This is a genomic window from Shewanella inventionis, assembly GCF_014641855.1.
Classification (GTDB): Bacteria; Pseudomonadota; Gammaproteobacteria; order Enterobacterales; family Shewanellaceae; genus Shewanella; species Shewanella inventionis.
The window spans coordinates 1-20435 of sequence record NZ_BMII01000002.1 but is presented as its reverse complement, the minus strand read 5'-3'; the positions used below and the strand labels follow the sequence as shown (position 1 = coordinate 20435).

Below are 20435 nucleotides of genomic sequence, written 5' to 3'. Positions count from 1 at the left end.
AGCGGTATTCTAACAAATATGTATTAAAACGTATCGAGCAATCGTTAATTGTATGGCATTAGAATAAACAAAAAAGGCCACTTTCTTTGTTCCGAAGAAAGTGGCCGTGCACGTTTTCAGTGATTGAAATGATGAGTAAAAACCACTAAAAACCAGTACTCGTTTTAACCTTACTTATTCATGCATTTAGTACTCATAGCTAAACTGTAAGGTGTATTCTGTGCCAGGATCTTTGGCATACACTTGGTAGTTTTGCTGTTCGTACTCGGTGGTTTCACCTAAAAGATTCTTCGCTTTCAACTTGATCGAGGTGCTCAAAGTAGGGAAGAAAGTATAGGTAAAGTCCAGGCTATGAAATGGCTTTTCATACACATCGTCTAGGCCACCACGTCCACCGTAAGCAATGCGCTCACCAAATACGTTATACACTAATGTGGCACTATGGTAGCTGTCTGGCGAGTCGTAACTTAACTGCAAGTTTGCTACCCATTGCGAGTGCCCTGTCATACGGCGCGATTGGTTAGTTGGGTCGATTTCGCCGTTAGGCTCAATATCAATTTCTGAGTCGCCAACGGTTAAGTTGCCGGCTACAAAAAAGTCTTCCCAAATGCTGCCATCACTGCCTAAAAACTCAAGTTCTTGTAAAAACTCGGTTTCAACGCCAAAAATGTAACCAGACTGCGCGTTATAAAACTTAAGCTGACGTCCGGCTTCTGAAATACGTTGAATCGGCTCAATCGGCGCGTCCACATCTTTGTAAAACGCACCAACACTGAAGTTATTACCACTGTCTGAGTAGTATTCCCAACGTAAATCAAGGTTAAGAATGTCTGAACTTTTTAGCTCTGGATTACCAAAGAAATCAAAGCCAGTCACAGGGTCTTGGAAACGCACTGGCGACACTTCACGTAAGTCTGGACGCACTATGGTTTTACTCGCGCCTAAACGCCATTGTGTAGTGTCGGTTTGTTTCCAAGTTAATGATAACGATGGGAACCAACCGTCTTCGGCAATCACATAATCTGCTAAGTCGTAACGGCCGCCTTCATCTGAAATCTCGCCATCAGGGTCAATGGGGAGTGTGACGCGGCGAAAATCTTCATAACGCACACCGGCATAAACGCGCCAAACATCATCAAAGTCGATGTCCATGCTCACAAATACCGCATCATTTTTTTCTGCGGCGATGTAATCTTCGGTGTCGGTCGAGGCGTCTTTAAGCTCTAAATCTAATACGTCGTTAGTGATGTTGCTGTCTGAGAAAATATCATCAAAATCACCGGCTAAAATACTGCCGTTAGGGTCTGTCGGGCTTAAGTTAACGTCCAAGCCTAAACGACTCGCATAGCTTTCTCGAGTGCGTTCAAAGTATTCGTAACCTGTACTTAGCTTAAGCACGGCGCTGTCAAAATTAACGGGATACGTAAAATCCCAACCGTAATTTTGGCTGTCGTCTTGTAGGCGGCTGTATACATATTTAGGCGCATCTTGGGTATTAAGGTTACGCGATAACAGCTCGTTGTTATCGTCTAACACCACGTTATAAGTGTACGACAATTCATTAGGCGCGTAGCGCTCTGAGCGTGCATCCGAAAACTTCCAGTTCACTTCTGAGTCGTTTAAAAACTCAATAAAATGATGCCCTTTAATCTGATTACTGATTAATGTGCGCTCTTCATAGTCGATGTTATAAACTTGCAGCGCATTGGGTTCGTCTAGCGTATCAATGGTTTCTTCAATACCGAGTGACACATCGTCTGAGGTGTCTTGCAAGTATGTAGTGAAGGTTTCGATTTTATGGTTGTAGCCAATCTCTAAGCCAAGGTTAATCATGCCAGACACTTGAACAATAGAGTCGGTACCCACAACGTCTTTTTGGTTTTCTATTTGAACCTGGCTGCTGTCACCGTCTAATTCAACTTCACGCTTGGAGTAGTTTTCGGCTTGTTTTTTATACGACACCGCAGACAATGCACCAAAAATAATGTCGTCGCTTATGTCCCAACGGTCACCAATGGCAATATCACCACGCATTGCAGGGTCTGTGCTTTGGCTTTGCACTGTCATATCGCGATATAAACCAAGGGCTAATTCGCGGTTAATTGCTTGAGCAGATTGATAATTAACATTGCCATTAGAACCACTTACGATATCAATTGGGCTTATACCACCATACTGACCAATGGTGTCATTAATGTTGGTCGGCATAGAGCGGGTGCCATCATCTTGGCCTGTCCAGTCATCGCCACCACCGTTATAGGTGTAGCTGTCATCTGAGTCATTAGTGTTGTAGCGCCCGCCTACAGAGGCTTTAAAAAAGAAATCAGATGGGATGGATTTAGTACGAATATCCACATGTCCACCACCAAACGCGGCTGGCGCATTGGCTGACGCTGATTTTTGCACCGACAATGATTCAATAATCGATGCAGGAAACATATCTAAAGGCACAACGTTACGGGTTGGATCTGGCGATGGCACAGTGGCTCCGTTTAATGAAGTGCTTGAATAGCGCTCACCTAGGCCACGTACATAAATAAATTTACCATCTTTTAAGGTTAAACCTGTCACACGACGAAGCGCTGCGGCTGCGTCACCGTCACCGGTTCTTGAAATTTGTTCTGAGCCCATAATATCGGCTACAGCAATTTGCTCACGACGTTCTTCAGTGGCTTCTGATGCTGAGCTGCGTAAGCGCCCGGTCACTGAAATAACCTCAATTGGCTCAATCGGAATCACTTCACCAGGATCGCGTGCTGGTTCAGGTTCTTGCGAGTATACGGGGGTAGCTGTTAATAATGTCGCCGCAGAAATCACAGAGATAATGGCAAGGCTTAACTTATTAACGGTAAAACTCGGCTTGGTTTTCATACTTATACTATCCTGTATGCGGTTCAGAGATAGCCGCCCTTGCGAGCGGCTATTAATAGGTCACTGATTACTTAATCAAGGTGATTATTGTGGGTCAAAAGCCCAACCTTGACGCCAGTCAGTCTGGCCATCGAATGCACCAATATAGTTGGTTGATTCGAAGAAGCTGTCATCAGTACTTAAGTCTTTACCTGTTCCAAGAAGCGTTGTATCGGTTGCTGCTGGCATACCGTCGGTAATGCTCACAACTGATGTAGAGTTACCTTCCTGACCCATAAACCAGGTTTCAGTGTTAATGTCGGTAGTACCTGATGTTTTGAATGGCTCGTTACAATCAATGATTGAGTGAGTCATTACCAAGGTACCCGCATTCACGTTGTCAACCAGGCTTGATACTGAACCGTCTAGCTCTAAACACTCACCAGATTCAGTTTCAGCTGTGCTACCTTTACGGCCTTGTACTAGCACGTTATAAAGCTCACCTGCAGTACCAACACGTAACAAGATACCTTCGCCGTTGTCGCCACTCGCGTTTGCAGTGTCTGTGCCAGGTAAAATAGTGAAGTTAGCAAGCTTTGGCGCAGACACTGGCGTTGCCGCTGCACCTGAGCTGTTACTGTCAGCTTCGATACCACGGTTTGCGTTGCCATCTTCATGCGTGATGTACACAAACTGCGCTTTACCTGTCCAACCGTTAGTCCAGTCTAATGAGTCATCAAAGTTTTCAGTTAGGTAAACATACTTCATGTTAACCGCGCCACCCCAGAACTCTACGCCATCGTCGCCGTTAGCATGCACCTGGATGTGGTCAACTTGTGTACCGCTACCCACTGCTGCAAACGAGATACCGTTCATTTCTTGTGTGTCATTAACTTTAAAGCCTGCATACTTAACAACTACATAGCTAATTTGACCACTGTTATCAGCGTTGTCATTACCACCGTATGGGAAGTCACCTACCTCAAACGATGCATCACACGCATCTTTATCTGGGCATGTGTTTGTTAAGCCATTACCTAAAATAACCAAACCACCCCATTGACCGCGCTCACCCTCAGCACCTGCAATCACATCTTCTTCTGAAGTCATGATAATTGGGTAATCAGCACTGCCTTGAGCCATAATTTTAGAACCACGGCTAACGACAATGTAGCTGTTTGAGGTAGCAAACAACTTAACACCAGCTTGAATCGCTAAGGTTGCCGATGTGGTTTTATCTGCACCAACAAGTACCGCGCCGCCATCAATTTTGTACATCACGTTTTGACCGGCAAGCAATGTGGTATTGCTAAGCACGTTGCCTTCAAGGGTACAAATTAGTGTGACTGATGAGTCTTTATATAATCCTGCTACTGCATCTGATTGAGTTGTGCCAACCGGACAAGACGTCATTACAGGTAATTCAGCTGGTGTAGTATCTACATCGTCATGAATGGCTGTAGTCCAACCGGTAGTCCAGTCATTTGTACCGTCAAATGCGCCAATGTATTCAGCATCATCTAAACGAGCATCAAGGTTGCTTAAATCTGCTTTACCGCCAGTTAATGCAACTGATGAAGAGTTTGGCATGTAATCGTTAAGATCAGATGCGCCCACTAGGTTGCCATCTTGACCGGTAAACCATGCTTCAACATCTAGCGCTAACGTTGTACCCGCTGTAGCGTCTACTTTGGCATCTTTAAATGGCTCTACGCAGTCAATCAAGCTGTTTTGCATAGTTAACTCTGCAGTGTTTGCATTATTAACGGTGGCATCGTCGTTCACTTCTAAACATTCGCCCGAGTCAACATCGCCTTTAACCAACATGTTATAAGCGTGCGCGCCAGTACCCTTACGGAATAAAATGCCTTCAGCATCGTCACCGCCGCTGTTAGTGCCATTAGCTACCTGGATTGTAAAATTAGCCAGTGCAGGTTGTGACATCGGAGACGCTGATGCATCGCTATTGCTGTCGGCTTCAATACCACGGTTTGAACCGTTATCAGCCTGACGAATATAAACGTGTTGCGCACTACCTTGCCAACCGTTAGTCCAATCTAACGAGTCATCAAAGTTTTCAGTCAATACCACATTTGAAATTGAAACGTTACCGCCCCAAAATTCAACGCCGTCATCATTGTTTAAATGAACTTGTATATGGTCAACTTCGGTGCCTGCACCCACACCCGCAAAGCTGATACCGTTCATTTCTTGAGTGTCGTTGATTTTAAAACCACCAAACTCAACGCGCACATACTTAATAGAACCAGAGCTGTCTTCAGTGTCATCACCGCCGTAACTGTAATTTCCGACTTCAAACGACGCGTCACAGTTAGTTAAATCTGGGCAACTGTTAACAGGTGCATTACCTAACAACACTAAACCGCCCCATTGGCCAGCTTCACCCTCTTCACCTAAACCCGCTTCTACTGACGTAAACACGATAGGTTCTGCTGCGGTGCCTTCTGCCATGATTTTAGAACCACGGTTAATCACTAGGTATGAATCGCTGCTACCTAAAATTTTGGTGCCTGGCAAAATCGATAATTCAATCGAGTTTTCGTTATCACCACCCGCAATAACAGGACCATCTAATTGCCATACAACATCATCACCTAATACGATTAAGTCGCCATCTTGGCCACCGGTTGTAATGGTTGATGCCGCAGTAGAAGGTGCCAATGTGCCCGTTAACACCCAAACTTCTTTGCCATCTACTGTTGTTGAACTTTTAGTTGCAAAGCCACTGTATGATAATTCTTGTGCGCTTTGAGTTGGTGTAGTTGGAGTTGTTGGTGTCGTTGGGGTTGTGGTTTCATTACCTGTGTTGATATTGATATCACCACCGCAACCAGCAAGACCTAACGTGGCAGCAAGTGCTGTTGAAAGAGCAGTCAATTTAAAAAGGTTTTTCAGTTCCATTGTCATCTCCGAAGACGGATGTAAGCGTTTGTGAGTAAATCGGCTGGATGACAAGCTAATGGTTTAAAATGACAAAAAGACTGCGGCAAAATGACAATAACATTTCACTAACATTGCAGAAATATGCAAATCCAATGGTGATGCGGGTTAGCAGGAAGCTTGAGTAAAATAAATTTTTAACAAAAAAGAAAAATTAATAACATTGGTTGGGTATATGACACACTAAGCAGGGTTAAATCACACTGACAAATACAGTCCAAAAGCCAAAGGTTATGGCAACCACTCCTGCGGGCTTAAACCAGCTTACACCGTGTTTAGCGGCGCTAACTGCAAATCTTTTATGGTGTTTTTCTGTCATAAAAACCAACACAATAGCAACAATAAACAGTAAGTTACCAATAAGTTCAAACACCAATGGATAAGCCGTGTTATGGGCATCTAATAATAAAGCAGCGCCAATAGCAAGGCGTGAGATTATCTCAAAATAATGAAAATAACGCTTTCGACTAAACTGCATAATAGCATCAGCAAAGGGCACTGGTTTTAGTAACATAAACAGCCCAAAACAAACAATGCTAACACCCCAAACACTAATTAATATGGCCATGTCGAGTCTGCAATCAAATAAATTTAAGCCATATTAACACCGAACAAATGTAATAAAAAAGTTAATTAAAAACGGTGTAACGCATTAATACACGGGCGAGCAGCAAAAGAAGTAAGCTATTGCTAATTAATTCTACAAGGGTTAATACGTGCATAAAGATTACACATTTACACCGTTAGTAAAAACGCCGTTAGCATAAACATTATGAACAGCTATTAGCTCAGTCAACAAACTGATGGGAAACTCGCTAACAATCGATAAATAAATATTAATAAATGCTCATAAAACAAGTTTAAGGTAACTTTAATGCTAAACTGGCTATAAAATACAATCTTACTCGCCAAGGAGTGCCAATATGCCGCTAGATATTATTATTTTAGGAATATCGATCCTTATCGCTATCGGCATTTTACTCCACCACCCTTCTAAAACATTAGGCTTGCCATCATTACTGATTTTTATGGGTGTAGGTTTAGCTTTTGGCAATGGTGAGTTTGGATTTGTTTACGATGATCTACAATTAACATCGCTAATCGGAACCCTTGCTTTAAACACCATAGTGTTTGTTGGTGGCCTTAACACCCCCATGAAAAACATTCGCTTTGCCTGGAAGGAAGGCGGCATGTTATCGACGTTTGGGGTTATTTTTACAACCATCATTTTTGGTTTTATCTTGAGTGCTTTACTCGATGTCAGCCTCATTACCTGCATGTTATTTGCTGCCGTGGTGTCATCAACCGATGCCGCTGCGGTGTTTTCAATTTTGGAGTCTAAAAAATTAAAATTAAAACAGGGCACAGGCACCATTTTAGAGTTTGAATCGGCCACAAACGACCCCATAGCATTATTAATGGTCATTATGTTAACCGACTATATCGTGAGCAGTGCAGAGGGTGCACCTACGGCATTATCTATAGCCTCAAGCCTAGGGCAGCAAATTGGTGTAGGAACACTTATTGGCCTTATTATGGGTAAATTAGCCGTTTGGGCGCTAAATAATATCAAACTACCAGAATTTGGACTTATTCCTGTATTTATTTTGGCAACATTTGCCATAACAGTATCCAGCACTGAAATTTTAGGCGGCAACGAATTAATTGCGGTATACATTGCAGGCGTCATCATTGGTAACTACTTAAAAAAAGGTGCAGAGGTGAGCAAGCACTTTTTTAATGGCATATCGTGGCTAGCACAGTCATTAATGTTTATTATTTTGGGTTTGCAAATCTTCCCACAGCAATTAATACCTGTCTTTACTGTCTCATTATTGCCAGCAATATTACTAATTGTGGTCGCAAGACCGTTAGCCGTTCAACTTTGTTATTTGCCCTTTAAAAAAGCCAATTGGCGCAAACGATTATTTGTGTCAATGATTGGTTTAAAGGGAGCAACGCCGATTGTTTTTTCACTAATCCCTGCCGCTGCGGGGGTTGAAGGGTCACGTGAAATGATCCACATGGTGTTTTTCATTGTGCTGATTTCGGTCATTGTGCAAGGTTCAGCCATCGAGCCATTGGCCAACAAACTCAAACTAAATTTACAGCCCAAAAAGCCTGATATCTAAAACGTCAACAACCTTAATTGATCAGATTTTTAGCTTGATCGATATGCACCAAATACAAAAAAGCCTCAATCAAATGATTAAGGCTTTTATCAACGGGTTGCGCACTAACGCTTATTTAAATACGCAATGTTTAGCGTAATCAGCGGCTTCGTTTGCTGTCCAATCACCGCTTTCTTTTTCTTTCATTTGCTTACACCAAGCATCGCTGCCCACTTCAGGAGCACAAGCCGTTAAGCTAAGGGTTAATAATAATGCGCTTGACGCAGCAACTAATTTTGATAAAGACATAAATAAGCTATCCTTTTCTATTAAATTTCGGAGTTTGTTGACCCTTTACGGTATCAGCAAACCATAAACTAACACTTTGAACGTTTAGCAATCCACGCAATAGCATCTTGTTTTTGCGATAACGGAAACCATGCTACCTCACCTTGCATAAACGGCCCCATTAAACGTACTGCATTGCCCACCCAATCAGGGCCGCCAACAAACACTAGTGCATCAAATTCTGGTAACTGTACTTCACCACTGCCGGTTAATGAACCAAAGTCCCATCCTTCGAGCAATACATCTGCCTCAATATACAAACACACTTGTCCCCAATCTTTACGATAGGCACGAATAGCTGGCTGCAAACGAGTACGGTAATCAGGCGCAGATAAACGGCCACTAACAAATAAACTAATAACACCCTTGGAAATATCGGGGATTTGACACAACATAATGCTAACTCCAGCCTTATTTAAAGGCTATAGAACAGGCTTTATACGGTGATGCTATCGTGTAAAGCAATAATGGCGCTCATAATAGCAAAAGTCTGCAATTGATGTAATCACTCCACGATTAATCCGTCGTTGAGTTAATGTTCATGTGAAGCAGCGCCCAAGCTGACAAATGCCCGCCGCTGAAATCTATGTCCAATTACGGTATAATGAGTTGATATTGAATAAATTAAAGGGGACAACCTCAACCGAATGATACAAATAACTCAACGAGTCATATTGCAAGATAACGAAATTGAATGGCAGTTTGTTCGCTCAAGCGGCGCTGGCGGTCAAAACGTTAATAAAGTATCAACAGCGGCCCAGCTTAGCTTTGATATTGCCACATCGTCTTTGCCTGAATTTTATCAACAAAAGCTATTAGCAAAGGCCGATCACCGCATTACCAAAAGCGGAAAAATCATCATTAAGTGTCAGCAATCAAGAAGCCAGGACTTTAATCGTCAAACCGCGTTAGAGCAATTTATTGAATTGGTAAAAAGCGTCGGCATTGTACAAAAAGCCCGTATTGCAACCAAAGCCACCAAAGGTAGTCAAACTCGCCGTATTGAAGCGAAAAAACAACGCGGTGCCACTAAAGCAATGCGCCAAAATAAAACCGGCTATTAATGCATTTTAGCCGTTAGATGAACATTTTTAGGTTTACCACGCGCACATCTTCAGTAAGAATGGACTCACACGTTTTATTGCCCACACCACAGGAAGCACCATGAGCAGCACTGCCAAAATTTTAGTGATTAACGGCCCAAATCTAAATTTGCTTGGCCGTCGCGAGCCGGGGCACTATGGCCACCAAACCTTAGCCACAATTGTGAGCGATTTAACCGAAAGTGCTAATCAGCTTGGCGTTGAGTTAGCGCACATTCAGTCAAACGCTGAATACCAACTTATTGATGCCATACATGCTACTGATGCCCAGTTTATTATTATCAATCCTGCTGCATTTACCCACACCAGCGTAGCCTTGCGTGACGCAATACTCGGCGTTGCGATTCCGTTTATTGAAGTGCATTTATCAAATGTGCATGCGCGCGAGCCTTTTAGACATCATTCGTATTTTTCTGACAAAGCCCAAGGGGTTATTTGCGGCCTAGGCGCACAAGGCTATGATTTTGCCCTGCAAGCGGCGATAAAATACCTAAAAGAGCACAACAAAGGATAAAGTTTGAGTAAGCTAAAGGCCGATATCAGCATTATTTATAGCGGCATATTCAGCCAGTGGGACAGCCAGAGTGATGACTTGCCACGTTTTTTAGAGGCGACTGTTCACGTCCCCGCCGTTATTGATACTGAGTTTGGTTTTATTGCTCGGATCAAAAAAGCCAAAAACCAAGTATTAACCTACTGCATATATCATCCAGATATTCCAGACGACAATGGTCATGTGAGACCACCATTTGATGGAGAGGTTTTCATTAAAGAAAACGATTGGCGCTTTTACTTAGGCGATTGCATTTGGGCACCTGTGAGTAATAAGCTTGGTAACTGGCGAATGACACTTGAGCTCAATGGCAAAATTGTTGCCGATAAAACCTTTAAGATATATCTGCCCGAATAAAAGCTCTATCGATAATCACGCCGCCACATTTCAGGTGATTGTTTGCTATACTGCGCGCAAATTGCCCCGCCATTATCGAGTGTCCATGTCTATTCAAGCTGTTTTAACTGATGCGTTAGCGAAACGCGCTGCTTTTTTTGAGCACGCAAAGCAACATAATACCGATTGTTATCGGGTATTTCATGGCACTGTAGAAGGCGAAAATGGCCTTAATATTGACCGTTACGGCGATGCGTGGTTAATCCAAACCTTTCATCAAACTTTAACAGAACAACAGCTTGAAGCTATATCAAGTGTGCTGACCGCTCATGCTGACTTTCATATTGTTTACAATGATCGCTCAGGCAGTCACTCACGTGTCGCTAACACCAGCGGCAATGAAGCCCAGGATTATGCTCAAACGGAACAAGTTATCCGCGAAAACGGCATAAACTTTACCTCTAAGCTACGCCACGAAGGCCAGGACCCTCTGCTATTTTTAGACATGCGCATTGGTCGTGAATATGTATGCGATAACAGCAAAGATAAAACGGTACTCAACCTGTTTTCGTACACTTGCGGTATTGGTATTGCCGCTGCTATGGGCGGTGCGCGTAATGTAATGAATGTCGACTTTTCATCATTTGCATTAGCCGCCGGGCAAAAAAATGCCGAGTTAAATAAGGTTACCGATGTATGTGAGTTTGTGCAAAGTGATGCGTTTCCGGCGCTGCGTCAATTAGCGGGGTTAACGGTTGGCGGACGTCGTAATCAAAAACTGCCTAAATACCCAAAACTGCGGGCCATGCAATTTGATTTAGTGTTTTTAGACCCACCACGTTTTGCCAAAAGTGCTTTTGGTATTGTCGATTTAGTCAATGATTACCAAGGTTTATTTAAACCTGCTGTGTTAACCACTAAAGCAGGCGGTAAAATTGTGTGTTGTAACAATGTCGCTAAAGTGGATCGCCAAACATGGTATGACAGCCTAGTACGCTGCGTTGAAAAACAAGGCCGTAAAGTCACGGCAACACAGTGGTTAGAATGCCATCAAGACTTTCCTGCATTTGATGATAATCATCCACTAAAAATTGTCGTGCTTACTATAGATTAATCGACACTTCATCGATCATTTATAATCATTCAGCCACCCAAAAGGTGGCTGAATAGTTTTGGTTAATCAAAAGTGCTTACGACATTGCCACGATTTGTGGGTTACCCGCAGCGCTCGTCGCGCTGTAATTACGTGCATCTAAACTGGCAAAGGTTGTGTCTAAAATGGTATCGACGTATTGCCAATCGCCGCGTACTTCATCTGCCGTAAAGCTTAGCAACAAATAACCCCGGTCTTTTAAGTTGGCATATTTAAGATCGCTCACTAAGTCCACAATTGCCGCTTCGGTTGCTGGCATTTCAGCATCAGACAAACCTAAGTAATATTCAAGCCCTGGTGATGACACGGAGCTAGTGGCAAATTCAACGCCTACGGTATCGCCATTGGTGTCTGTTAGCTCATTAGCCCACGCATTATGAGTGTCTCCAGCAATAACCACTAAATTGTGATTTAACGATTTCGCTGTGGCATATATTACTTCGCGCTCATAGGCGTAACCATCCCAAGCATCAAGATTGTATGGAATCGATGGCAATTGTAGTAACACCATCACCTCTGGGGTCAACTTGTCTTGGTTAGCTTGCAGGTAAGCCAGTTGTTCAGCGGTTAACGTGGTATCGCCTGCTTGTGCACGAGCAGCTAATACCGCAATACCCGCGAGCTCAGCAAATTGTGGAATACTCATTTGCTGAGTCGCAATAGCAGCAGGCAATAACATTTTACCCATTAACACTTGCTGCCCCAGTACCTGCCACTTAGCAGTAGACTGCAACAAGGTTTGCTGTAGCCATAACAATTGGGTTTGCCCCAATAAAGTACGATTGGTGTCAGTGACTGCGGCTAAAAAATTATCACTATCAAAGCTGCCCGTTGTTGCGTCAATGTAGTCGCTGTACTCTAATTGTTTATCGCGAGCCAGCACACGAGTATCGAGCATGTGCAAATCAACCAAGTTACCGTAATTAAAACTTCTGTAGATTTCTTCATTATTCCCTTCGCTCCAAGGCCTAATGGGTAGCCACTCAAAGTAGGCTTGCAGTGCAGCAGCTTTGCGTTGATCAAAATCACCTTCATCGTCGTTATGATTTTCAGCGCCGTCTTTCCAGGTGTCGTTAGCCACTTCATGGTCGTCCCACACGGTAATAAAAGGCACTTTGGCATGCAGCTTTTGTAAACTACTGTCACTGCGGTACTGGCTGTAACGTGTACGATAATCGGCTAATAGAAACAGCTCACCTTCAGGCAAGACTTCACGGCCTAATGCAGCGGCATTTTCGCTGGCGTATTCACCACGAGCATATTCATAAAGGTAATCGCCTAAATGCACCACAGCATCTAAATCATCTCGCTGAGCAGCCATTTCGTACACATTAAAATAACCCGCTGGGAAATTAGCACACGACATCACCGCAAGCTTAACTGAGTCAACACTGCCCTGGGGTAACGTGCGGGTTTGACCAATCTCAGATACGTTTTCACCTGCTTTAAAACGATAAAAATATTGCTGACCTGGCGCTAAACCCACCGCATCAACTTTAACGGTATAGTCACGACTGTCATTGGTGACGGTTTGTCCATTAGTCACCAAATCAGTAAAGTTACTGTCGGTGGCGACTTCCCATGACACCGTTATATCGCCTTGTATATCAGGCGTAACGCGCGTCCATAAGATCACGGCATCAGCTGCAGGGTCGCCACTGGCAATACCTTGTAAAAACTGACCAGAAATAACCTCATCGTCATCACTATTGCAGCCCATTAGTCCGTAAGACACCACAGCAGCACCAACACCTTTAGCTGACATAGCCAAAAAATCACGACGAGTGACAAACCGTTTCATATCATATCCTTATTTTTATCGTTAACGGATGGCCATGATTTGCACGGCCTAAGAGGTCTAATGAGCGGTTATTGTGAGAGTGTTGAGTGACATTACAGTGACAAAAGCATGACAAACCCGACTTGCCTGCAGCCTTAATAATTGTCAAACCAAGCCTGCTGATGTAACCCCCCTTTTTATAGGCGAAACAAATTAACTAAATTAAATTGTGCGCAATATAGTTGCATTTTATTTTTTGCTTAGTTATAGTGAACACAATTAGATTGCGCACAACTTAAACTGTGCGCAACTTAGAATATTTTACTTTTACACGAGGTTTACTATGTCAACGTTATACACCACTTCAGCAACCGCATTAGCAGGCCGTAATGGTCAAGTTTCTACCGACGACAAAAAAGTCGACTTACAATTAAGCTACCCAAAAGAAATGGGCGGCAGTGGCGAGTTTACTAACCCTGAACAATTATTTGCCGCAGGATATGCAGCCTGTTTCTCAAACGCAATATTGCACGTAGCAAGCCAAGGTAAAGTGGCCATCAAAGCAGCTCCCACCACAGCAACGGTAGGCATTGGCCCCAACGATAATGGCGGATTTGCACTTACAGTCGCCCTTGCGGTTGAACTTGATTTAGACCAGCAATCAGCAGAAAAACTGGTTAAAACCGCGCACCAAGTTTGCCCATATTCAAATGCAGTACGTGGCAACATTGATGTAAAATTAACTGTAAATGGCCAAGCGATTTAACCCAAAAGATTGCGACATTAGCCAACAAAAAAACCAAGACGCGAGTCTTGGTTTTTTGCTGTTATTTATCGTTTAGGTTATTTAACCTGAGTTCGGGATAAGGGAAGATCTTATGTTATTTAAAATCAACACGTTACCCACTCTCACTTTCAAGCTTGTCATTTGTTCTGCTAACAAGGCGAATTGACGCATCAATAGCTAGCCTATTGCAAGTCGATTCAACGCAGTTAGCAGGGCAAAGGACTGTTTGAAAGGCGTTTATTATCCCGATCTCAGGTTATTTATCTTTAAGCATATTAAGCTTAGCTAAATAATTGCGCTTACTGGCGGGCATGTCAGTTAACGCTATCGCCTGTTGTAAAATATCTTGTGCTTTTTTATGCTGCCCTAAACCAACGTGAGCACGGGCAAGTGCATAGTATGCAGGATGAAAATACGGTGCACTGTCGATAAATTTTTCTAAAAATATCACGGTAGTTTTATAGTCTTTAAACTCGAGCGCTTCAATGCCCAAACTGTAATAGCTGTATGGATTACTCGACTCTATTGCTAACAAATGTTGATTAATCTTCTGTGCTTCCGCGGTTCTAGTTTGCAATTCCAACAACAAACGATAATTGCTTAAAACACTAATCGAATTTGTATTATTAGCTAAAGCGTAGCGATAAAGTTTTTCAGCCGTGTGTTCATCGCCTAAACGACGGTGAGCAATGGCCATCATATTGATTAATGCCTCGTAATCTGGGGCCAGCGTTAACCCTTTATTGAGCAGTAAAAACGCTTGTTGATATTGTTTCTCAAGCATGGCATCTGCCGCTAAATTACGATAAAACATCGCTAAAAATTGTTCTTCCGATACGATTGCGCCCGTTCTATCAAAGCGATCGGGGAAATAATCAATCACCGTCGCCAAGCTACCACTCAAAAAGTGCCCTTCAGGTTTTTCATCGTACAAAAATATACGAACATGATCCGAGGTCACTAAAATATCAGACGTAATATTGGTCAATATTGGCGCGGCATGCACTACTTGAAACACCGTATGCACGTTAAGCTCTTTTGCTACCGAATAGGTTAATAGTGCCAATGCCATACAATTACCAGACTGGTTTTCCCAGGATTCTGTACTGGTATAATTTTGCCCTTCGTAATTAAAATTCATCATTTTATGATTGATAAATGCGGCTACTTTTAATCGGTTTGGTAATGCTTTAATGCTGTCCCTCAATACAAAAGCCGCTAACTCATCTCGCTGCGATAAGGTTAAATGCGTTAAGCTCGAAATGGCGGGTACATCATTAACCTGCTCAGCTGACACTAGTGAATAATTAAACGAAGGCAACGTCGTTGATTGTTGGTTATTGGCAGGATGCAGTGAACAAGCACTTAATAACACGGTCATAAGGCACAACATGATATTGCGCCAACTCAATAGCAGATGACTTGATAAGGGCATTAACAACATTCCATGTAGTTGATTCATTGCTTAAATATGCAACAGATATCCCTCTATGGCAAGGTTGTCTATCTTAGTCCCTATAACGATTACGATTCTTTAATGCTCATTAAAATATCGAGTGCGCGCAGGCGATGTTTATGGCTGTATAAATCGTTAGTAAACATCACTTCATCTACGCCAAGCTGTTCAACAAACACTGCTAAACGATGTTTAATGGTCGCAGGGCCGCCGCAAATAGATAAGCTTAAAAAACTATCGACATAGCTTTTTTCTTGCTCACTCCACAACCCATCCATACTATCGACAGGCGGTTTTAACCACATTTCTTGACCACGAATAAGCGCTAAAATGCGTTGTTTTGAAGTGGTGCTAAGGTATTGCGCTTCAGCATCGGTAGGCGCTGCCACTAACGGTAGCCCAACCATCACATAAGGTTTGGCGAGCACTGCTGACGGGACAAACTCACGGCGATATAACGCAATAGCCTCAGATAAAAACCGTGGTGCAAAATGGCCCGCAAACACATACGGCAAACCACGTTGAGCCGCGAGTTGCGCACTGAATAAACTTGAGCCTAATAACCAAATCGGCACATTGGTATTTTCGCCCGGAATAGCTCTTACCGCTTTAGTCTGCCCTATTTGGCGAGCTTCACGTGGGCCAAGCAATGATTGCAGCTCACTGACTTCATTCGGAAAATGCTCCGCCCGCTGGGTATCACGATTAAGCGCTAAGCTGGTTACCGGATCACTGCCCGGCGCACGGCCTAGGCCTAAATCAATTCGGCCTGGGTACAAGCTAGCTAAGGTGCCAAACTGCTCAGCCACCACAAGCGGTGCATGATTAGGCAACATAATGCCACCCGCACCCACTCTAATGCGCTCTGTGCCACCCGCAATATAACCGATTAAAATCGAAGTGGCCGAGCAAATAATGCCCGGCATATTGTGGTGTTCGGCAAGCCAAAACCGATTAAACCCCAAGCTTTCTGCATGCTGGGCATAAGCTAGACTGCCCTGCAATGTTGATGACACTGTCGAGTCTTCGCGCATTGGCGCAAGTTCAAGTAACGAAAAAGGAATATCTGCCAATATTGACATCATGGCTCCTTATTTGAGGAATAAAAACCAACTTAAAAAGCTTGTAGCATCTCTGGAGTGAATTCGTCTGTGTCAACTGTAAAACCTGCAGCTTCAATAGCTTGCTGTAGTTTATCCAGTTCATTATTGACGTTTGACATGGTTAAGGTGTTGTTGTCTAACTCGTAAACCAATGCCAAACTTTGATAATAAAAACTCAATACCACCAAAGCATCACGGTTATTGTCTTTGGCCGCTTGTTGCACCGCTTTGAGTTTACGGTAAATTTTGTTTTGCAGCTGCTTAAGTTGCCACACGTAATACACTTCATAAAACTTGGGCTTTTCACGCAAGTTACGCACCAGCAGGCTGCACACCATTAACGCCAAAATAACCCCAGTAAAGTTTAGATGAAAATTCCCAGTAGACTCGGCACCAGGTAATGGCTTAACGCCAAAGAAATAAATCATTAACTGACCGAACACCAACGACAAAATGGCCAGTATCACCACTAAGCCAATCTGCACCTGATTGTTAACCGAACGGTACTGGCTTTTATCTATTTTAACTAACTTCATCACTCTACTCGCCAAAACACACAACAAATTAATGCATAGCTTAACGCGCCCTAATGGGAGAACAAAAGAGTAAATCGCTTTATATCAGAATAAAAAGGCACAAGCCCTTAAATCATCAATCATTTAAGGGCTTACCGTAATTACAACAATGAGCTTATCAATCTACTTGTAACCCAATTTAGGGTTTAGCTTAATTACGGCCTGCCATTACGCCGCCATCAACATCCCAAATTGCGCCCGTCACCCAGGCCGCATGTGAAGACAATAAAAACTTTACGCTATTGGCAACATCAACAGTTGTACCAATGCGGCCGATAGGGTGGAATCCATTAAAACCTGCTAATGCGCTTTCAACGTCATTAGGCTCAATAAAGGCTTCATAAATAGGCGTGTGCACTACCGCTGGCGACACGGCATTAACACGGATATTATGCTCTGCTAATTCCATCGCCATATGCTGAGTCAGTGCATGTAACCCCGCTTTTGCCATAGAATAAGCACTCGATGGAGTTGCTTTAATGGCTTGCTTCGCCCACATAGAACCAATATTAACAATGCTGCCACCGCCATGCTTAATCATGTTTCTGGCAACCGCTTGCGAAATTACAAACATCGCTTTGTTTAGCTCCATATAGATGTCGTAGTCACTCAACAGATGCGCTAAAAATGGCTTAGGGTTGAAATAACCTGCTGCATTAACTAAATAATCAATACTACAATCCATTGCATCAATCATTTCAACCACACGTTGCAGATCTTGCGCATTGTACAAGTTTGCTTGAACGCCACTGGCCTCGCCCAATGCTGATAACTGCGCAACCGCTGCGTCGAGCTTTTGAGTATTGTTACCCACAATAATGGTAGCGACACCTTGAGTAATTAATTGCTTAGCGGTTTCAAAACCAATACCACTGCTGCCACCAATAATTAATGCCGTTTTTTGGGTTAAAGTTGTCATTTGTTCACACCTAAGTTACGAGTAAGTGTGATAAGCTTATTGATAAACTATCTGATTGAATAGTAAGTACAATTTAGTTCCATAGGTACTTTTAGGTACATATTGATGAATACAAAAGAAAAATTATTTTCACGAAAGTCTGCACCCGAAAAGTCAGCCCGTATGGTCGAAACCATTTACGGCTGCAAATGGTCGTTAACCGTGTATCAGCTGCTCGCTAATAATATTAATCGTCCCGGTGAGATGGTTAAATCGGTTGATGGACTCAGCACTAAAGTGCTCAATCAATGCTTAAAAAAGAACCTCGAATTCGGGATTTTAAATAAGATAAATTATCCCGAAATTCCGCCTCGGGTAGAGTATGAGGTGACAGAGTTTGGCCAAAAATTTATGCGGATTTTAGACGACATTGAAAAGCTGCAAAATGAAATTGATGCTTAACCCGTAGGCTAAGCATCATCAGTTGAGTTCAAGTTAATTAACCTTTTAAGTTTCAGATGTGTCACTGGCGGCATTAAGCCATACAAACTCTGGCAATGCGGTTAAATCTAAGCAATCGCCCCACTGAGCAATGGCACTACTTTTGGGTTGGGTTGCCTCATCTTGATTAAGCGCTTCCATTAATACTTGTTGCGCCTCAGGCTCACCATGCACCAATATAATGGCAGGTGAATCTTCAAAGTGATGATACCAACGCAACAACTCAGCTTGGTCAGCATGGGCAGACAAACCGCCAACGGTGTGAATACGCGCAGCCACTTTGACACTTTGGCCATGAATGGTCAGCTCTTCTGCGCCATCCACCAATAAGCGCCCCGGAGTGCCTAACGCCTGATAACCACAAATAATAATGTTGGCTTCTTTACGCCATAAATTATGCACAAAATGGTTACGAATACGGCCGCCATTACACATACCGCTCCCCGCAATCACAATTAATCCTTCGTGTATGTCATTAAGTGCTATCGACTCTTCTGTGCTGCTTACAAACTCAGCACACGATAGTAATGGATGATTGCCGGGCGACATCCGAGTGAAACGCTTAAAATCATCGTCCAATATGGGGTAATTGTTAACGTAAACCTCAGTAGCTTTAATCGCCATTGGACTGTCTAAACAAATACGCCAACGCGATAAGTCCCATTCTTTGGCATATAAATGGAACAAATACAGTAATTCTTGCGCACGACCCACTGAAAAAGCGGGGATTAAAATATTGCCGCGACTTTGGTTAATGGTCGCTTTAAATATCGATTTAAGCTCCACTAGTGTTTCATGCCAGCTGCGGTGTAAACGGTTGCCGTAGGTACTTTCCATTAGCACTAAATCAGCTTTGTCGACAAAGGTTGGATCACTTAATATCGGCATGCCTGCACGACCTAAGTCACCACTAAAAACTAGTTTTTTCTGTTCTGGCTGTTGCCCTAGCCACAACTCAACTATCGCCGAACCGAGAATATGCCCCGCATCCGACAAGCGTACTTCAAGAGCGTCTGCCACTTGGACACGCTGGCCATAATCGACCACCACAAACTGAGCCAATACCTGCTCGACATCTTCTTCAGTAAAGAGTGGTTCAAGTGCTTCTAAATCATTTTTAACACGCTTTTTATTTTTTCTTTCAGTGTCGCGCTCTTGCAGCATTGCCGCATCACGCAGCATGATATTACATAACTGCGCGGTGGCTCTTTGGGTGTAAATGGGGCCTAAAAACCCTTGCTTAACGAGACTGGGTAAACGTCCTGAATGGTCAATATGCGCATGGCTTAAAACCACGGCATGAAGCTGGGCAGGATCAAATGGGAAAGGATCATGATTGCGCAACTCGTCGGCTTTTCCGCCTTGAATTAACCCACAATCTAATAGTACCTGCTTGCCATCAATAGTCAGCAAATGGCAGGAACCCGTCACTTCTTCTGTCGCTCCGAAAAACTGTAAAGTCATTTGCATAAAATCACCTTTATCGCAATGAGCCATAAACTAAGCGTATGACATTTTCAGAATTAAATAGCGATCCACATCAAATAAACGACTAAAAATCCTCACCCAAAAATGCTACATAAAAAATCATTTTTAATGCATAAAACACCAATTGTTAACATTCACCCACACTGCATAACCTATTGTTAACACTTATTTTAACTAAATCATTGATGATTAATTTTTATGATCAATATCGCCATTTTGAGCATATTTCACTTTGTGAGTCGATAAAGGTTTTGCTACTCTCCGCTTCTTCAATGGAAAGATGTATTAATGGACTAAGCTGTGCACATACACTGGACCTTAAGCATTAAGGCCTGCAAAAACTCCATCTAACGTTATGTCTTTTCTAGATTTTCTTTGTTGTGACTTTTTTGCGTTTATTGTTATATAGCTGACCGCCCAGTCTATCTTTTC

18 protein-coding genes are annotated in these 20435 nt (G+C 43.0%); 7 read left to right on the top strand and 11 right to left on the bottom strand.

The window, feature by feature from the left end:
* Window positions 1-186 precede the first annotated feature (186 nt).
* From IEW93_RS01280 to IEW93_RS01270, 3 genes are all read right to left on the bottom strand, one after another.
* The gene (locus IEW93_RS01280; protein ID WP_188736122.1) at window positions 187-2871 is read right to left on the bottom strand and encodes a TonB-dependent receptor domain-containing protein; all 2685 of its coding nucleotides are present in this window, start codon (window positions 2869-2871) and stop codon (window positions 187-189) included.
* 84 nt (window positions 2872-2955) lie between these two features.
* A complete protein-coding gene (locus IEW93_RS01275) occupies window positions 2956-5772 on the bottom strand; it encodes a beta-helix domain-containing protein (RefSeq protein WP_188736120.1) in 2817 nt (938 codons plus the stop codon).
* Between the two features lie 232 nt (window positions 5773-6004).
* On the bottom strand, window positions 6005-6325 hold the full coding sequence (locus IEW93_RS01270; RefSeq protein ID WP_188736117.1) for a hypothetical protein: 321 nt from the start codon (window positions 6323-6325) through the stop codon (window positions 6005-6007).
* 409 nt (window positions 6326-6734) lie between these two features.
* On the opposite strand from IEW93_RS01270, the gene IEW93_RS01265 reads away from it, so the two are divergent.
* On the top strand, window positions 6735-7943 hold the full coding sequence (locus IEW93_RS01265; RefSeq protein WP_188736115.1) for a potassium/proton antiporter: 1209 nt from the start codon (window positions 6735-6737) through the stop codon (window positions 7941-7943).
* Window positions 7944-8054: 111 nt separating this feature from the next.
* Here IEW93_RS01265 and IEW93_RS01260 read toward each other — a convergent pair whose 3' ends face one another.
* Both IEW93_RS01260 and IEW93_RS01255 read right to left on the bottom strand, forming a co-directional pair.
* Window positions 8055-8231 carry a DUF3012 domain-containing protein gene (locus IEW93_RS01260; protein WP_160056019.1) on the bottom strand — a complete coding sequence of 59 codons (177 nt, stop codon included), beginning with the start codon at window positions 8229-8231 and terminating at the stop codon, window positions 8055-8057.
* A gap of 68 nt (window positions 8232-8299) precedes the next feature.
* Window positions 8300-8665: a SpoIIAA family protein gene (locus tag IEW93_RS01255; protein ID WP_188736113.1), complete on the bottom strand. Its 366-nt coding sequence runs from the start codon at window positions 8663-8665 to the stop codon at window positions 8300-8302.
* A gap of 252 nt (window positions 8666-8917) precedes the next feature.
* Between IEW93_RS01255 and arfB the strand changes: the two genes are divergently transcribed.
* From arfB to IEW93_RS01235, 4 genes are all read left to right on the top strand, one after another.
* On the top strand, window positions 8918-9334 hold the full coding sequence (gene arfB, locus IEW93_RS01250; RefSeq protein WP_188736111.1) for an alternative ribosome rescue aminoacyl-tRNA hydrolase ArfB: 417 nt from the start codon (window positions 8918-8920) through the stop codon (window positions 9332-9334).
* Window positions 9335-9434: 100 nt separating this feature from the next.
* Window positions 9435-9887 carry a type II 3-dehydroquinate dehydratase gene (aroQ, locus tag IEW93_RS01245; protein ID WP_188736108.1) on the top strand — a complete coding sequence of 151 codons (453 nt, stop codon included), beginning with the start codon at window positions 9435-9437 and terminating at the stop codon, window positions 9885-9887.
* 3 nt (window positions 9888-9890) lie between these two features.
* Window positions 9891-10283, top strand: coding sequence for a DUF3859 domain-containing protein (locus tag IEW93_RS01240; RefSeq protein ID WP_188736106.1), 393 nt, complete (start codon window positions 9891-9893; stop codon window positions 10281-10283).
* An 85-nt stretch (window positions 10284-10368) separates the two neighbouring features.
* Window positions 10369-11376: a class I SAM-dependent rRNA methyltransferase gene (locus IEW93_RS01235; protein ID WP_188736104.1), complete on the top strand. Its 1008-nt coding sequence runs from the start codon at window positions 10369-10371 to the stop codon at window positions 11374-11376.
* Window positions 11377-11452: 76 nt separating this feature from the next.
* Here IEW93_RS01235 and IEW93_RS01230 read toward each other — a convergent pair whose 3' ends face one another.
* Complete coding sequence (locus IEW93_RS01230; protein ID WP_188736102.1) at window positions 11453-13216, bottom strand: alkaline phosphatase D family protein; 1764 nt, start codon at window positions 13214-13216, stop codon at window positions 11453-11455.
* A gap of 322 nt (window positions 13217-13538) precedes the next feature.
* Between IEW93_RS01230 and ohr the strand changes: the two genes are divergently transcribed.
* Complete coding sequence (ohr, locus tag IEW93_RS01225) at window positions 13539-13961, top strand: organic hydroperoxide reductase Ohr (protein WP_188736100.1); 423 nt, start codon at window positions 13539-13541, stop codon at window positions 13959-13961.
* Between the two features lie 277 nt (window positions 13962-14238).
* Here the strand turns inward: ohr and IEW93_RS01220 are convergent, their stop codons facing one another.
* From IEW93_RS01220 to IEW93_RS01205, 4 genes are all read right to left on the bottom strand, one after another.
* Complete coding sequence (locus IEW93_RS01220; protein WP_188736098.1) at window positions 14239-15417, bottom strand: tetratricopeptide repeat protein; 1179 nt, start codon at window positions 15415-15417, stop codon at window positions 14239-14241.
* Window positions 15418-15506: 89 nt separating this feature from the next.
* Window positions 15507-16520, bottom strand: a complete 1014-nt coding sequence (locus tag IEW93_RS01215) for an LLM class flavin-dependent oxidoreductase (RefSeq protein WP_188736512.1) — start codon at window positions 16518-16520, stop codon at window positions 15507-15509.
* A 32-nt stretch (window positions 16521-16552) separates the two neighbouring features.
* Window positions 16553-17077, bottom strand: coding sequence for a DUF3087 domain-containing protein (locus tag IEW93_RS01210; RefSeq protein ID WP_188736510.1), 525 nt, complete (start codon window positions 17075-17077; stop codon window positions 16553-16555).
* A 190-nt stretch (window positions 17078-17267) separates the two neighbouring features.
* Window positions 17268-18035: an SDR family NAD(P)-dependent oxidoreductase gene (locus IEW93_RS01205; protein WP_188736096.1), complete on the bottom strand. Its 768-nt coding sequence runs from the start codon at window positions 18033-18035 to the stop codon at window positions 17268-17270.
* A 105-nt stretch (window positions 18036-18140) separates the two neighbouring features.
* Between IEW93_RS01205 and IEW93_RS01200 the strand changes: the two genes are divergently transcribed.
* Window positions 18141-18476 (top strand): winged helix-turn-helix transcriptional regulator, encoded by a 336-nt coding sequence (locus IEW93_RS01200; protein ID WP_188736094.1) that lies wholly within the window; start codon window positions 18141-18143, stop codon window positions 18474-18476.
* A gap of 45 nt (window positions 18477-18521) precedes the next feature.
* Here IEW93_RS01200 and IEW93_RS01195 read toward each other — a convergent pair whose 3' ends face one another.
* A complete protein-coding gene (locus tag IEW93_RS01195) occupies window positions 18522-19985 on the bottom strand; it encodes an MBL fold metallo-hydrolase RNA specificity domain-containing protein (RefSeq protein WP_188736092.1) in 1464 nt (487 codons plus the stop codon).
* Between the last annotated feature and the right edge of the window lie 450 nt (window positions 19986-20435).

Coding starts and splice junctions, on each gene's coding strand:
- aroQ (WP_188736108.1), top strand. CDS start 9,435: ATGAGCAGCACTGCCAAAATTTTAGTGATTAACGGCCCAAATCTAAAT.
- IEW93_RS01275 (WP_188736120.1), bottom strand. CDS start 5,772: ATGGAACTGAAAAACCTTTTTAAATTGACTGCTCTTTCAACAGCACTT.
- ohr (WP_188736100.1), top strand. CDS start 13,539: ATGTCAACGTTATACACCACTTCAGCAACCGCATTAGCAGGCCGTAAT.
- IEW93_RS01205 (WP_188736096.1), bottom strand. CDS start 18,035: ATGACAACTTTAACCCAAAAAACGGCATTAATTATTGGTGGCAGCAGT.
- IEW93_RS01195 (WP_188736092.1), bottom strand. CDS start 19,985: ATGCAAATGACTTTACAGTTTTTCGGAGCGACAGAAGAAGTGACGGGT.
- IEW93_RS01235 (WP_188736104.1), top strand. CDS start 10,369: ATGTCTATTCAAGCTGTTTTAACTGATGCGTTAGCGAAACGCGCTGCT.
- IEW93_RS01280 (WP_188736122.1), bottom strand. CDS start 2,871: ATGAAAACCAAGCCGAGTTTTACCGTTAATAAGTTAAGCCTTGCCATT.
- IEW93_RS01265 (WP_188736115.1), top strand. CDS start 6,735: ATGCCGCTAGATATTATTATTTTAGGAATATCGATCCTTATCGCTATC.
- IEW93_RS01215 (WP_188736512.1), bottom strand. CDS start 16,520: ATGTCAATATTGGCAGATATTCCTTTTTCGTTACTTGAACTTGCGCCA.
- IEW93_RS01230 (WP_188736102.1), bottom strand. CDS start 13,216: ATGAAACGGTTTGTCACTCGTCGTGATTTTTTGGCTATGTCAGCTAAA.
- IEW93_RS01270 (WP_188736117.1), bottom strand. CDS start 6,325: ATGTTACTAAAACCAGTGCCCTTTGCTGATGCTATTATGCAGTTTAGT.
- IEW93_RS01260 (WP_160056019.1), bottom strand. CDS start 8,231: ATGTCTTTATCAAAATTAGTTGCTGCGTCAAGCGCATTATTATTAACC.
- IEW93_RS01200 (WP_188736094.1), top strand. CDS start 18,141: ATGAATACAAAAGAAAAATTATTTTCACGAAAGTCTGCACCCGAAAAG.
- IEW93_RS01220 (WP_188736098.1), bottom strand. CDS start 15,417: ATGCCCTTATCAAGTCATCTGCTATTGAGTTGGCGCAATATCATGTTG.
- arfB (WP_188736111.1), top strand. CDS start 8,918: ATGATACAAATAACTCAACGAGTCATATTGCAAGATAACGAAATTGAA.
- IEW93_RS01210 (WP_188736510.1), bottom strand. CDS start 17,077: ATGAAGTTAGTTAAAATAGATAAAAGCCAGTACCGTTCGGTTAACAAT.
- IEW93_RS01255 (WP_188736113.1), bottom strand. CDS start 8,665: ATGTTGTGTCAAATCCCCGATATTTCCAAGGGTGTTATTAGTTTATTT.